This window comes from Achromobacter sp. JCM 18799 (assembly GCF_055395645.1).
This window is the reverse complement of sequence record NZ_AP043866.1, coordinates 5,286,229-5,299,028: the sequence shown is the minus strand read 5'-3', so window position 1 is coordinate 5,299,028 and position 12,800 is coordinate 5,286,229. Positions and strand designations below refer to the sequence as shown.

Here is a 12,800-nt window from a genome sequence, read left to right as displayed (position 1 = left end):
GGCCGGTCTCAGATGTCGTCGCCCAGGGCCGCCAGCTGCTCGGCCTGGTGTTCGGAGATCAAGGCGCCGGTCAGCTCTTCCAGGTCGCCTTCCATGATCTGCTGCAGCTTGTACAGCGTCAGGTTGATGCGGTGGTCGGTCACGCGGCCTTGCGGGAAGTTGTAGGTGCGGATGCGCTCGGAGCGGTCGCCCGAACCGATCAGGCTCTTGCGTTCGGCGGCCTCCTTGCTCTGCCGTTCGCGGGTTTCCTTGTCCTTCAGGCGAGCGGCCAGCACCTGCATGGCCTTGTCCTTGTTGCGGTGCTGCGAGCGGTCGTCCTGGCATTCCACCACCAGCCCGGTCGGCAGGTGGGTGATGCGCACGGCCGAATCGGTCTTGTTGATGTGCTGGCCGCCCGCGCCGCTGGCGCGGAAGGTGTCGATGCGCAAATCGCTGGGGTTGATGACGATTTCGGACATCTCGTCCGCTTCGGCCATGATGGCCACCGTGCAGGCCGAGGTATGGATGCGGCCCTGCGCCTCGGTGGCGGGCACGCGCTGCACGCGGTGCGCGCCGGACTCGAACTTCAGGCGGCCATAGGCGCCGTCGCCGTCGATGCGCGCGATCACTTCCTTGTAGCCGCCGAGCTCGGATGCGCTTTCAGACATCAGCTCCACGCGCCAGCCGCGTTGCTCCGCGTAGCGGGTATACATGCGCAGCAAGTCGCCCGAGAACAGCGCGCTTTCGTCGCCACCCGTGCCGGCGCGGATTTCCAGGAACACGCTGCGTCCGTCGTTGGGATCGCGCGGCAGCAGCAGCAACTGCAATGCGCCTTCCAGCTCCTCGAGCTTGACGCGGCCGGACTTGATCTCGTCCTCGGCCATGGATTTCAGGTCCGGGTCGGACAGCATTTCTTGCGCCGCGGCCAGATCATCCTCGGTGCGGGCAAAGGCGGTGAACGCCTCGACCACGGGCTCCAGTTCCGCGCGTTCACGCGAGAGCTTGCGGAAACGGTCCATGTCGGACGCGGTTTCCGGTTCGGCGAGCAATGCGTCGACCTCAATGAGGCGGTGGCACAGGTGCTCCAGCCGGCTGCGCATGGAAGATTTCATGGGGAATGACCAAAAAGAAAAGCGGGAAAGCGGATAGCGGGCGCCCAAAAGACGAACGCCCGCCAGGAGGCGGGACGTGGGGCAGAGTCGCTAACGGCGGGAGTCGCGGCCGGGGAACAGGCGCGGCATCCAGGCAAGCAGCTGCTTGCGGTCCTCGCCTTCGCTGCGGTTCAGGGCCGCCAGCGGGCCGTGCAGGTACTTCTGCGTCAAGCCGTGGGCCAGTTGTTCCAACACGGCTTCCGGCGATTCGCCCCGCGCCAGCAGGCGGCGGGCGCGTTCCAGCTCGGCGCTGCGCACGTCTTCGGCGGCCTGGTGCAGGTCGCGGATGACGGGCACCACTTCGCGGGACTGCATCCAGTGCATGAAGCCCTGGACGCGGGTTTCGATGATGGCTTCGGCCTGCACCACGGCCGCGCGGCGCGCGTCGGTGCCGGTCTGCACCAGGCGGCCCAGGTCGTCCACCGAATACAGGTAGACGTCGTCCAGGCGGCCGACCTCGGGTTCGATGTCGCGCGGCACGGCCAGGTCGATCATGACCATGGGGCGGTGGCGGCGCAGGCGCGTGGCCCGCTCCACCATCCCCAAACCGAGGATGGGCAGGGAGCTTGCCGTACAGGAGACGATGACGTCGAACTCGGACAGGCGGTCCGTCAGGTCCGACAGCTTCATGGTGCTGGCCGCAAAGCGGTTGGCCAGGACCTCGGCGCGTTCGGCCGTGCGGTTGGCCACCACCATGCTGCGCGGACGCTGCGCGGCGAAGTGCGTGGCGCACAATTCGATCATTTCGCCCGCGCCGATGAACAGCGTGCGGGCCTGGTCCAGGTTGCCGAACACACGTTCGGCCAGGCGCACCGCGGCGGCGGCCATGGACACCGACTGCGCGCCGATGGCGGTTTGCGACCGGACTTCCTTGGCCACCGAGAAGGTGCGCTGGAACATCTGGTGCAGCAAGGTGCCCAGCGACCCGGCTTCGCCGGCCGCGCGCACGGCGTCCTTCATCTGGCCCACGATCTGGGTTTCGCCCAGCACCATGGAGTCCAGGCCGCTGGCCACGCGGAAGGCGTGGCGCACGGCGTCGTCCTGATGATGGCGGTAGAGATGCGGGCGCAGCGTGCCGGCGTCCAGGCGGTTGTAGTCAGCCAGCCAGGCCGGCAGCTGATCGGCCACGTGGCCGTCGGCAGCGCAATAGATTTCGGTGCGGTTACAGGTGGACAGGATGGCGGCTTCGCGGACCGAGCCGCCGAACGCCGAACGCAGGCCTTCCAGCGCGGGCTTCACCAGATCGACGGGCATGGAAACGCGTTCGCGGACCGAAACCGGCGCGGACGTGTGATTCAGACCGAAGGCAAGGACAGCTACCGACATGTGGGAAGGATGGCCGGGCCATCCGCGCGTAAGCGTTAAGTACTGCCACTAAGAACGAGGCGCCGCACCGGGGATATACAAACCTGGATGCAGCGTCAGACCGCTAATCATTATACCCCTGCGGGTAATCCCCAGGCCATTTCACCCCCGGGCCGCGACCCTGGGTCGCACCTTTCGTGCCGTCCGCCCAACAATTCGGCCCTTGATTCAGACGACGCCCCGGCAGGGCGGCGAAATATCCAGGGATTTTCTCCCCGACTGGCGCAAGCCTCAAAAATTGTGTATAGTTGCGGACTTCGTTGGCCTGGTAGCTCAGTCGGTAGAGCAGAGGATTGAAAATCCTTGTGTCGGTGGTTCGATTCCGCCCCAGGCCACCAAAAGATTCAAGCAACGAGCCCCGCACAAGCGGGGCTTTTTGCTTTGGTCTGTCGGCTTCTGCCACTTTTGGCGCCCTGATGCCGGCTCATTTCATTGGCTGAGGCTGATCAAGCGCTCCATGATGAGGCCGGCGCGCTCTGGCTCGGAAATAAGACCTGGCAGCACGTTCGCGAAGTCAGGATTCTTGACTAATCGGGCGAATGCATCGCCTACGGCTTTGCGCAATTCGACTGGGGCGACGGCCAGTTCTGCGCCCAGTTCCCCACGCCCATCGATGATGTTCAGCACATCTTCCAGGTCATGGCTGTTTATGAAATCGCCGCCCCCTCGGCTGGCGAAAGCTTCAAGTTTGGTGGCGACAAAGGCCACAGCGCTCATTAGCTTGATCGTGACACCATTTCCCAGATCAATGGTGCCCGCAGTCTCGGCCGCGTAGGGATACCAGCGATTGGAAAAGCCCAGGACCTCCGGCTGAATTGGCATAAGGTCAAAGATCACGCCAGATTTCTTGTGTACCCACCGACAAATAACATCGCTGCTCACATCGCGCGCAAATCCGCGCGCCGCCACGGCTTCTTCGAAGCGATGGAACCTGGCTCAATTACCCTCCAGCACGGCATCCACGTCGCGCGTAGCGCGTACGGGGTCGGCCAATGGGTCAGTGATTAGCAAGCCCGCCACGGCGCCCCCGACAAACACGACCTGCCCCCGCAGTTCGCCCAGTGCCTCGGCGATGCTGCGCAAGTAAGGCAGGTTAGGGTCGTCAGCCCGCATCGGCAGCTCCTGCGTCAACGCGCATCAGTTCAGTCTCCATCAGTTTGGCGGCAAGCGCACGCTCGCGGGCGCGCCCGGTGCGCAAGGCATCCAACAGCGCGAGCAGGCGGTGCAGCGCCGGGTCCGATAGAGCAGCCTGCGGTGCTGTGCGGTAGAGCGGCGAAAGCGTGGGCCCTTTTGATGAGCCCGTGGGGTGTGCCCAGACGGGCGCCTCTCCTGGAGCTGCCATCAATTGGCTGGCCAAAGGGTCGCTGCCGAAGGCTGTCGGCACACCACGCTTGACCGGCCCCAGTGTGGCCGGCCAGACGTAGCGCGCGCCGTGCACGACAAACTCTAGAAGATTGGCACGTACAGGTGACCATTGACCGCGTGCCGGCGCCACCGCCAGGCCCGATGCCACGGAGCGCTTCACGCTCGCATGGGCCTCCGAAGCGCTCATAGACAGCGCTGCCCCCAGCGCGGCGTAGGTCCAGCGCTGCGGCGGATGGGCGGCCACCTTTAGCAATACCAGCAGGTCTTGAGGTTTTAGTTCCATCTCAGGGTGATATTCGCTATTCGCGAATTACGAATATCGCTGACGAGACGTTTTTTTGCCAGTGCCCTACCCTCTATCCGCGGCCAAAAAAAGCCCAGCCCTTACCGGCTGGGCTTTTTGCTTTCCGGACGCCCCTTTCCCTCAAGCGCGCTTCCGCGATATCGTAAGACGCCATTTTTCGTAGCCCGCCGCATCCATCCACCGGAGCCGCGACATGCGCGCCCAAGCAACGGCAAGAGCAAAAGCGCTTTTCGGTCTGATTGCACTGCTGGCCAGCCTGCTCGGCCCCGCCTACGCCCAGGGCACCGCGACGGAGCCGGCCCGCCCCGTCCCGGCTTCCACGCAGGCCCACGCGATCCTGGTGGCAGAGATCCCGCTGCGCGCGGACACCGATCACCGCTATGCCGAAAGCGTCATGGAGCGCATCACGGGGGCCGACCCCACCGACTCGCTGGCGCCGCGCCTGGAATCGATTTCCCGGTCCGTGGACGAAAAGCTCCAGCAGTTCCTGCCGGCTCAATTGCGCACCCTGCCCATCATGCGGCTGGAAAGCCTGGAGCGGCACTGGATGTTCGATGCGAGGCGTTTCGCCGACTGGCAGGCGGACATGCGCCAGGCGACCGCCGCCTACGCCAGCGATGCCGCCGAGCTGGCGCGCCGCCGCGAAGCATGGCAAGTGCTCAAGGGCGCGCCCGGCGCCGCCGATCTGCCGCCTGCCCTGACCGCGCGGATGGATTCGGTCATCGCGCAACTGGCCCGGGCCGAACAAGCCTTGTCGGTGCCGCTGGGCCGCCAGATCGCGCTGGGCCAGCGCGCCAACTCCGTCGAAGAACGCATCCAGGCCGGACAGCGCTCGGTAGCCGACGCCATCAGCTACATCGATGCCCGCCTGCTCGAACTGGACGGACCGCCGCTGTGGGCCGCCACCTTCACGCCCACCGCCCGCAGCGATGCAAGGGCCTATCTGCGCAGCGGCCTGGACATGGAAATGCGCTTCGCCCGTCAATACGCGGCGGCCGATACCGGCAACCAACTTGCCCTGCACGTGCTGCAAGTGGTGCTGCTGCCCCTGCTGCTGTGGCTGGCCTGGCACAGCCGCCACGCCATCCGGGCCGGCGAAATGAGCGAGACAGCCGCGCGAGTGCTTGGGCGCCCGCTGTCAGCCTGGCTGCTGCTAGCCATGATGGGCGTGCAACTGCTGGAGTCGGACGCGCCACTGATCGTGCTGCAGATCGCCCTGCTGCTGGCGGTCGTCCCCGTGCTGCGCCTGCTGCCGCCAACCGCGCGCGAGCAACTCGACCTGTGGCCCTACGCCATCACCGGGCTGTATCTGGCGGAGCGGCTGGGCATCTTCTTCCTGGCCAGCGAAACGCTGTACCGGCTGCACAACCTCGTCATCACCCTGCTGGCCCTGGCCACGGCGCTGTGGCTGCATGCCCGGGCCAAGCGCCGCGGCAGCGCGGCCCAGGCGCCCGGCCGGCTGCACCAGGCCGTGCGCATCGGCGCCTGGGCCGCGGTGGCGCTGCTGGCCATTGCCGGCATCGCCAACCTCGTCGGCAACCTGTCGATGGCCGAGATGCTGACCAGCGCCGTCATCAGCAGCGGCTATTTCGGCCTGATGCTCTACGCCGGGGTCACCATCATCGTCACCCTGCTGCAACTGATGCTGGCGCGGCCCGGGGTGTCGCGCTTTCGCATCGCGCGCGAGCATGCTCCGCCTCTGGTGCAATTGCTGATCCGCCTGGTGATGGCCAGCGCGGTCGCGGGCTGGGCCATCTACACGATGGACCGCTTCCGCATCCTGCGCGCCACCTACGCCTTCACCACGAAGGTGCTTTCGTACACGCTGGCGCTCGGCGACATCACCATCAGCCTGGGCAACATCCTGGTGTTCGCGATCTCGGTGCTGATCGCGTTCTGGGCCGCGCGCGCGATCCGCCTGGTACTGCACGACGAAGTGCTGGCCCGCATGCCGCTGCCGCGCGGCGTGGGCAACAGCATCGCCTCGCTGACCTACTACTCGGTGCTGCTGCTGGGCCTGGCGGTGGCGCTGTCGGCCGCCGGCGTCAGGACCAGCCAATTGGCCCTGGTGCTCGGCGCCCTGGGCGTGGGCATCGGCTTCGGCCTGCAGAACGTGGTCAACAACTTCGTGTCGGGCCTCATCCTGATGTTCGAGCGCCCGATCCAGCCCGGCGACGTGGTGGAAATCGGCGAAACCTCCGGCCAGGTGCGCGAGATCGGGATGCGCGCCACCCGCATCCGGACCTTCGAGGGCGCCGACGTGGTGGTCCCGAACGGCACCCTGCTGTCGGAGAAGCTGACCAACTGGACCATGCTGGACCGCAACCGCCGCATCGAAATCAACCTTGGCCTGGCCTACGGCACGGACCCCGCGCAGGCCATCGAACTGCTGGGCTCGGTGGCACGCGGCACGCTGGGCGTCTCCACCCAGCCGGCGCCCATCGCGCTCTTCATGGGCTTTGGCGCAAGCTCCCTGGATTTCAGCGTCCGCGCCTGGACGCCGGACTTCGACCAATGGATGTCCATCCGCAGCGACATGCTGTCGCGAATGTACGAGGCGCTGACGCAGGCCGGCATCGAGATCCCCTATCCGCAGACCGATCTGCACCTGCGCAGCATTTCCCCGGAAGCCAGCGCCGTCCTAGCGCAAGCCCGCCGCGCGGCGCCGGATGGCGGGCCGCCGCCCACATGACGCGGATATTGTGTATAGTGGCGGACTTTCGCGTTGGCCTGGTAGCTCAGTCGGTAGAGCAGAGGATTGAAAATCCTTGTGTCGGTGGTTCGATTCCGCCCCAGGCCACCAATGAATTCAAGCACTTGGCCCCGCCTTTGGCGGGGCTTTTTGCTTTGGGGCGCGGCGGCGCATGTCGGATAGCATAGTCATGCCGTGCCATCCCTGACTTCCCCCCCTACGCGATGAAGCCTGACTCCACCTCCCCCTCTTCCTCCATCGGCATGGGCCGCGCGGCGCTCGTGCTGTATCGCGCGCTCTGGCACTACGCCGAAGGCGCCCGGCGGCAGCTGATGGGCGCCATCGCGCTGCTGTCCGGCGCGCAACTGGTCAAGCTGACCCTGCCCTGGCTGGCCTCGCACGCCATCAATGCCTTGCAGCAGAACGACATGCCCACCGCCGGCCTGTGGATCCTGTTCCTGGTCGGCAGCTACATGATGTCCTGGGTGTTCCACGGGCCGGGACGCGTCCTGGAAGGCAATGTGGGCGTGCATGTCCGCGAACGGCAGGCCGACGATCTCTATGCCCGTATCGCCGCCGCCCCGCTGACCTGGCGCGACGGCCGCCACTCCGGCGATCTGCAACACCGCGTGCTGCAATCCAGCCGCGCCTTGTCGACGTTCGCCCGCAGCATGTACGGCTACCTGCACAGCGCCTTGAATTTCATCGGCCCGCTGGTGGCGCTGACTTTGCTGTCCCACGTCAGCGGCATCATCGCCGTAAGCGGCTACCTGATCATCGCCCTGGTCACCTTGCGCTTCGACCTCGCGCTGATGCGGCTGGCCCGCGACGAAAACGACCAGGAACGCCGCTACGTCGCGGCGCTGCTCGATTTCGTCAGCAATGCCGGCACCGTGATAGGCCTGCGGCTGCAAGCCGCCTCGCGCAAGATCCTGGGCCGCCGCCTGCAGGCGGTCATGAAGCCCTTGCGCCGCGCCCTGTGGGTCAACGAGGTGAAATGGTGCGTGGTGGACCTGGCGGGCATGTGCCTTACCTGGATCCTCGTCGTGGAGTATGTGCTGCGGCACCGCGAACCCGGGCAGGCGCTATTGCTGGGCACTATCTTCATGATCTATCAATACGCCCAGCAGGCCGCGTCCGTGGTCAGCGCCATCGCTTCCAACTTCCAGAGCTTCGCGCGCATGCACACCGACTACAGCAGCGCCGAACCCATCTGGCAGGCGCCTGGCAACCCCAATGCCGCCGTCCCCGCGGTCCAAGCCGACGCGCCATGGCAGACCCTGGAGTTGCGCGGCGCGACCTGGCGCTATTCGGATGAAGGCCGCGGCGGCCTGCATGGCGTCGACCTGGTGCTGCGGCGCGGTTCACGCGTCGCGCTGATCGGCGCCAGCGGCGGCGGCAAGAGCACCCTGCTGCGCACTCTTGCCGGACTCTATCCGCCGCAGCAGGGCGAGCTGCTGCTCGACGGCAAGCCGGTGGACTGGGCCGAACTGCGCACGTTGGCCACGCTGATTCCGCAGGAAGCCGAAGTCTTCGAAGCCAGCGTGCAGGAAAATCTCACCTTCGGCGAACCTGCCGAAGCGGCCGCGCTGCAAGCCGCCGTGCACACCGGCGTGTTCGACGAAGTGCTGCAACGCATGCCCGACGGCCTGGCCAGTCCGATGAATGAACGGGGCAGCAACCTGTCCGGCGGGCAACGCCAACGCCTGGCCCTGTCGCGCGGGGCGCTGGCCGCGCACGGCAGTTCCCTGCTGCTGCTGGACGAGCCCACCAGCGCGCTCGACCCGCAAGCCGAAGGCCGGGTGTTCGACCGCATGTACGCCGCGTTCCCCACGGCTTGCATCGTGGCCTCGGTGCACCGGCCCAGCCTGCTCAACCGCTTCGACACCATCGTGGTGATGGACGCGGGGCGCGTGGTCGATGCGGGACCGCGCGACGAAGTGCTGGCCCGGCATCATCCTTGATGGGCGACAACGGCCGCCTGGGACCAATACACTCACCATCCATGACACAGCCGCCCACCCTCCATACCGCGCAGCGCCCTCCCCGCCGAAAGCGGACCAGCCTGCTCGTCTACGTCTGCCTGATCATCAGCCTGGTGTTTGTCTACCTGGGCACGGAAATGATCCGGGACGGCGCCGAGGCGGGCATTCCCGTCACGCTGTTCTTCGGCATCTGCGCGGCGACCGGTGTTCTACAGATATGGCCGCAACTGCTGCAGCGCGACTCGCGCTCGGCCGCAACGATGCTGGTGCGGTATCCAGGCCCCCTGGAGCTCAAGGCAGCGAAAGGCAAGCTGCTGGTGTTCTCCCTGCTGTCGGCGGGCTTCGGCGGCGTGATCCTGTGGATGCTGCTGCACGAATCGCTGCCGCCGCTGAAGCAATTGATCCTGTGGCCGGGCGCCGCGTTCTTTTTGTTTGGCGCAGTCATGCTGCTGCTGCGCGCCGCCAAGAACGGCACCAGCCTGCGCCTGGGCCGCGATGGCTTCGAAACACAACAGGTATGGAACGGCAGGACGATACGCTGGCAAGACACCAGCGAGTTCAGCGTGATCAACGTCAGCCGCGCGGTGTCCAAGCTCATTGTTTTCGACGACGCGGCGGTCGAGCGGGCGGGCACGATGGGGCTCAACCGGCATTTCGTCGGCCGCAATTCCAGCCTGGGTGAAACTTACGGGCTGACCCACGAAGCGTTGGCCGAACTGCTCAATGCGTGGCGCAAGCGCGCGCTGGAGCAGGATGCGATTTTTACGCGGTGGCCTGATAACCAATGACCGGCGCATCGTGTCGGATGTACGCCCACCTGTGCCGCAACATTACAGAAAAGTAATCCCCACGTAACCTCCCCGCCCCCGTCAGCCCCCCACACTGGGGTCCATGCACTTCCAGACCACAGAAAGGAGCTGAACATGAAGACCCTGACCACCTTTTTCAGCGCATGCGCGTTGAGCCTGGGCTTGATCGGCGCGGCCCACGCGCAGGCCGCGGGCGGCGAGCATTCCACGCATCACGCCACTCCCGCCGCGGCGAGCGAGCCGGCCTCGAAGCCGCAAATGGCGCCGGGCGGCGGCATGATGAAGAACATGGAGGCGCACATGCAGGCCATGAATGGCATGCATCAGAAAATAGCTACGGCCCAGACGCCGGAAGAGCGCCAGGCCTTGATGGCCGACCACATGAAGTCCATGCCCGCCAATGGCGCCGGCATGCAGGGCTGCCAAGAGATGATGGGATCGATGATGAAATCGACGGGCGATGCGCCGTCGGCGGCGGAACCCGCAACTTCCCCGGCGGCCAAGGGCTGACCGCCATGAGTCATCGCTGCGGCCGGCCCCGCAGCGATACCACTGCGGCAAGTCTGTTGCGCCGCAGGCGTCCGGCCTGGGCATAATAGGCGCACGAAGGATCACACCGGCACTCGAAAGGGATGGGTATGAATCACTCTCGTCACGGCGACGCTGCATCGAAGGACGGCACGCTCTATGTGTGCCCCATGCACCCGGAAATCCGCCAGGACCACCCGGGACGCTGCCCCAAGTGCCAGATGCATCTGGTGCCAGAAGGACAGGTACAGGATCAGGCTGCGCATGCACACGGCGACCATGAAGCGCACCAGCATCACGGCCCCGACCACGGTAGCCGCCACGCAGGCCACGACGCCGCCGCCCAGCCTGCCGCGCCCCCCGAGATCCCCCCAGGCACCATCTACACCTGCCCCATGCACCCGGAGATCCGCCAGGATCACCCCGGGAACTGCCCCAAATGCGGCATGACGCTGGAGCCGCTCATCCCGTTGGACGAGGAAGACAACAGCGAACTCAAGGATTTCCAGCGCCGTTTCTGGTGGACGCTGCCCCTGACCCTCATCGTGGCCGTCATGGCCATGCTCGGCCATCGCCTGGGCTGGTTCGACATGGCGACCCAGAGCTGGCTGGAGTTGGCGCTGTCCCTGCCGGTGGTGTTTTGGACGGGCTGGCCGTTCTTCGTGCGCGGCTGGCAATCCCTGGTGCATCGCAGTCCGAACATGTGGACGCTGATCAGCCTGGGCACGGCGGCCGCGTTCATCTACAGCGTGGTCGCCACGCTGGCGCCTGGCGTGTTCCCGGATTCCTTTGTCTCGATGGGCCGCGTGGCGGTGTACTTCGAGGCCGCCGTGGTCATCATCTCGCTGACCATGCTGGGGCAGATCCTGGAACTGAAGGCGCGTTCGCAAACGTCCGCCGCGATCAAGGCCCTGCTCGGCCTGGCGCCCAAGACGGCGCGGCGCATCAACGCCGACGGCAGCGAGGAAGACGTGCCGCTGAATCACGTGCACGTGGGCGACCTGCTGCGCGTGCGGCCCGGCGAGAAAATCCCGGTGGACGGCGTCGTCACCGAGGGCCGCAGCGCCGTGGACGAGTCCATGCTTACCGGCGAGCCCGTACCCGTCAGCAAGCGCGAAGGCGACAAGCTGATCGGCGCCACGCTCAACACCAGCGGCACCCTGGTGATGCGGTCAGAAAAGGTCGGCGCGGCCACCATGCTGGCGCAAATCGTGCAGATGGTCGCCAACGCCCAGCGCTCCAAGGCGCCCATGCAGCGCATGGCGGACGTGGTGGCGGGCAAATTCGTCATTGGCGTGGTGCTGGTGGCGATCTCCACGCTGCTGGTATGGGGCTTTTTCGGGCCGGAGCCCAGCTGGGTGTATGGCCTGATCAACGCGGTCGCGGTGCTCATCATTGCCTGCCCCTGCGCGCTGGGGCTGGCGACGCCCATGTCGGTCATGGTGGCCACGGGCCGCGGCGCCGCACAGGGCGTGCTGTTCCGCGACGCCGGCGCCATCGAAAAGATGCGCGAGGTGGACACGCTGATCGTGGACAAGACCGGCACCCTGACCGAAGGCAAACCCGCCTTCGACACCGCGGTCGCCGCGCCCGGGTACACGCCCGACGAGGTGCTGCGCCTGGCCGCCAGCCTGGACCAGGGCAGCGAACATCCGCTGGCCGACGCCATCGTCAGCGCGGCGCGCGCGCAGGGCCTGACGCTGGCCAAGGCCGAGGACTTCGACTCCGGCAGCGGCATCGGCGTGCGCGGCATGGTGGAAGGCAAGCGCCTGGCGCTGGGCAACACCGCCCTGATGGAACAGGAAGGCGTGCAGGTCGACGCGCTGCGCGCTGACGGCGAACGCCTGCGCGGCGAAGGCGCCAGCATCATGCACCTGGCCGTGGACGGCCAGTTCGCCGGGATCCTGGCCGTGACCGACCCGATCAAGCCCAGCACGCATGAGGCCATCCAGAACCTGCACGGCAGCGGTCTGCGCATCGTGATGGCGACAGGCGACGGCCTGACCACCGCCCGCGCCGTCGGCGCCGCGCTGCGCATCGACGAGGTGCACGGCGAGGTCAAGCCGGCCGACAAGCTGGCGCTGGTGGAAAAGCTGCAACAGGACGGCCATGTGGTGGCGATGGCGGGCGATGGCATCAACGACGCGCCGGCACTGGCGCGCGCCGACGTGGGCGTGGCCATGGGCACGGGCACCGATGTGGCGATGAACAGCGGCCAGGTGACGCTGGTCAAGGGCGACCTGCGCGGCATCGCCGCCTCGCGCCAGATCTCCATCGACACCGTGCGCAACATGCGGCAGAACCTGATGTTCGCCTTTGTCTATAACGGCATCGGCGTGCCGATAGCGGCGGGCGTCCTGTATCCGTTCACGGGTTGGCTGCTGTCGCCGATGATTGCGGCGCTGGCGATGAGCCTGAGTTCGGCTTCGGTGATATTCAATGCGTTGAGGTTGCGGGGCGAAAAATAAACGCCCCATACTGCATGGACGTCCATTACTTGGGGTAGTACGAACGGCCACGTCAATGCGCTCGCACTGGCCAAACTCGATTCATCGCAGAAATGAGAAACCCGCCCTGGGAGCACTGTGCCTGCGCTCGTGCACAGGCCTGAAGTGTGGCGGG

The 12,800-nt window shown here is 66.3% G+C and carries 9 protein-coding genes and 2 tRNA genes; 7 read left to right on the top strand and 4 right to left on the bottom strand.

Going from position 1 to position 12,800, the window contains the following annotated elements; translation table 11 throughout:
* Nucleotides 1-8: 8 nt before the first annotated feature.
* Nucleotides 9-1,091 carry a peptide chain release factor 1 gene (gene prfA / locus ACZ5YA_RS24990; protein WP_054457628.1) on the bottom strand — a complete coding sequence of 361 codons (1,083 nt, stop codon included), beginning with the start codon at nt 1,089-1,091 and terminating at the stop codon, nt 9-11.
* Nucleotides 1,092-1,181: 90 nt separating this feature from the next.
* Nucleotides 1,182-2,456, bottom strand: coding sequence for a glutamyl-tRNA reductase (hemA, locus tag ACZ5YA_RS24985; protein WP_059378015.1), 1,275 nt, complete (start codon nt 2,454-2,456; stop codon nt 1,182-1,184).
* Between the two features lie 301 nt (nt 2,457-2,757).
* Here hemA and ACZ5YA_RS24980 point away from each other — a divergent pair.
* A tRNA-Phe gene (locus ACZ5YA_RS24980) sits at nt 2,758-2,833 on the top strand.
* A gap of 91 nt (nt 2,834-2,924) precedes the next feature.
* Here the strand turns inward: ACZ5YA_RS24980 and ACZ5YA_RS24975 are convergent.
* Complete coding sequence (locus tag ACZ5YA_RS24975) at nt 2,925-3,332, bottom strand: hypothetical protein (RefSeq protein ID WP_464091386.1); 408 nt, start codon at nt 3,330-3,332, stop codon at nt 2,925-2,927.
* 265 nt (nt 3,333-3,597) lie between these two features.
* The gene (locus tag ACZ5YA_RS24970) at nt 3,598-4,143 is read right to left on the bottom strand and encodes a MarR family transcriptional regulator (RefSeq protein ID WP_118931677.1); all 546 of its coding nucleotides are present in this window, start codon (nt 4,141-4,143) and stop codon (nt 3,598-3,600) included.
* A gap of 214 nt (nt 4,144-4,357) precedes the next feature.
* On the opposite strand from ACZ5YA_RS24970, the gene ACZ5YA_RS24965 reads away from it, so the two are divergent.
* The 6 genes from ACZ5YA_RS24965 (at nt 4,358) to ACZ5YA_RS24940 (ending at nt 12,646) form a co-directional block, all read left to right on the top strand.
* Nucleotides 4,358-6,856, top strand: coding sequence for a mechanosensitive ion channel family protein (locus ACZ5YA_RS24965; protein WP_464091385.1), 2,499 nt, complete (start codon nt 4,358-4,360; stop codon nt 6,854-6,856).
* Between the two features lie 35 nt (nt 6,857-6,891).
* A tRNA-Phe gene (locus ACZ5YA_RS24960) sits at nt 6,892-6,967 on the top strand.
* Nucleotides 6,968-7,080: 113 nt separating this feature from the next.
* The gene (locus tag ACZ5YA_RS24955; RefSeq protein ID WP_251878066.1) at nt 7,081-8,820 is read left to right on the top strand and encodes an ABC transporter ATP-binding protein; all 1,740 of its coding nucleotides are present in this window, start codon (nt 7,081-7,083) and stop codon (nt 8,818-8,820) included.
* A gap of 41 nt (nt 8,821-8,861) precedes the next feature.
* Nucleotides 8,862-9,629 (top strand): hypothetical protein, encoded by a 768-nt coding sequence (locus ACZ5YA_RS24950; RefSeq protein ID WP_464091384.1) that lies wholly within the window; start codon nt 8,862-8,864, stop codon nt 9,627-9,629.
* A 135-nt stretch (nt 9,630-9,764) separates the two neighbouring features.
* A complete protein-coding gene (locus tag ACZ5YA_RS24945) occupies nt 9,765-10,160 on the top strand; it encodes a hypothetical protein (RefSeq protein ID WP_464091383.1) in 396 nt (131 codons plus the stop codon).
* A gap of 128 nt (nt 10,161-10,288) precedes the next feature.
* Complete coding sequence (locus ACZ5YA_RS24940; RefSeq protein WP_464091382.1) at nt 10,289-12,646, top strand: copper-transporting P-type ATPase; 2,358 nt, start codon at nt 10,289-10,291, stop codon at nt 12,644-12,646.
* Nucleotides 12,647-12,800 lie beyond the last annotated feature (154 nt).

Bases quoted from the DNA above. Each gene is read 5' to 3' on its own strand.
- prfA (WP_054457628.1), bottom strand. From the start codon at position 1,091: ATGAAATCTTCCATGCGCAGCCGGCTGGAGCACCTGTGCCACCGCCTC.
- hemA (WP_059378015.1), bottom strand. From the start codon at position 2,456: ATGTCGGTAGCTGTCCTTGCCTTCGGTCTGAATCACACGTCCGCGCCG.
- ACZ5YA_RS24970 (WP_118931677.1), bottom strand. From the start codon at position 4,143: ATGGAACTAAAACCTCAAGACCTGCTGGTATTGCTAAAGGTGGCCGCC.
- ACZ5YA_RS24965 (WP_464091385.1), top strand. From the start codon at position 4,358: ATGCGCGCCCAAGCAACGGCAAGAGCAAAAGCGCTTTTCGGTCTGATT.
- ACZ5YA_RS24955 (WP_251878066.1), top strand. From the start codon at position 7,081: ATGAAGCCTGACTCCACCTCCCCCTCTTCCTCCATCGGCATGGGCCGC.
- ACZ5YA_RS24950 (WP_464091384.1), top strand. From the start codon at position 8,862: ATGACACAGCCGCCCACCCTCCATACCGCGCAGCGCCCTCCCCGCCGA.
- ACZ5YA_RS24945 (WP_464091383.1), top strand. From the start codon at position 9,765: ATGAAGACCCTGACCACCTTTTTCAGCGCATGCGCGTTGAGCCTGGGC.
- ACZ5YA_RS24940 (WP_464091382.1), top strand. From the start codon at position 10,289: ATGAATCACTCTCGTCACGGCGACGCTGCATCGAAGGACGGCACGCTC.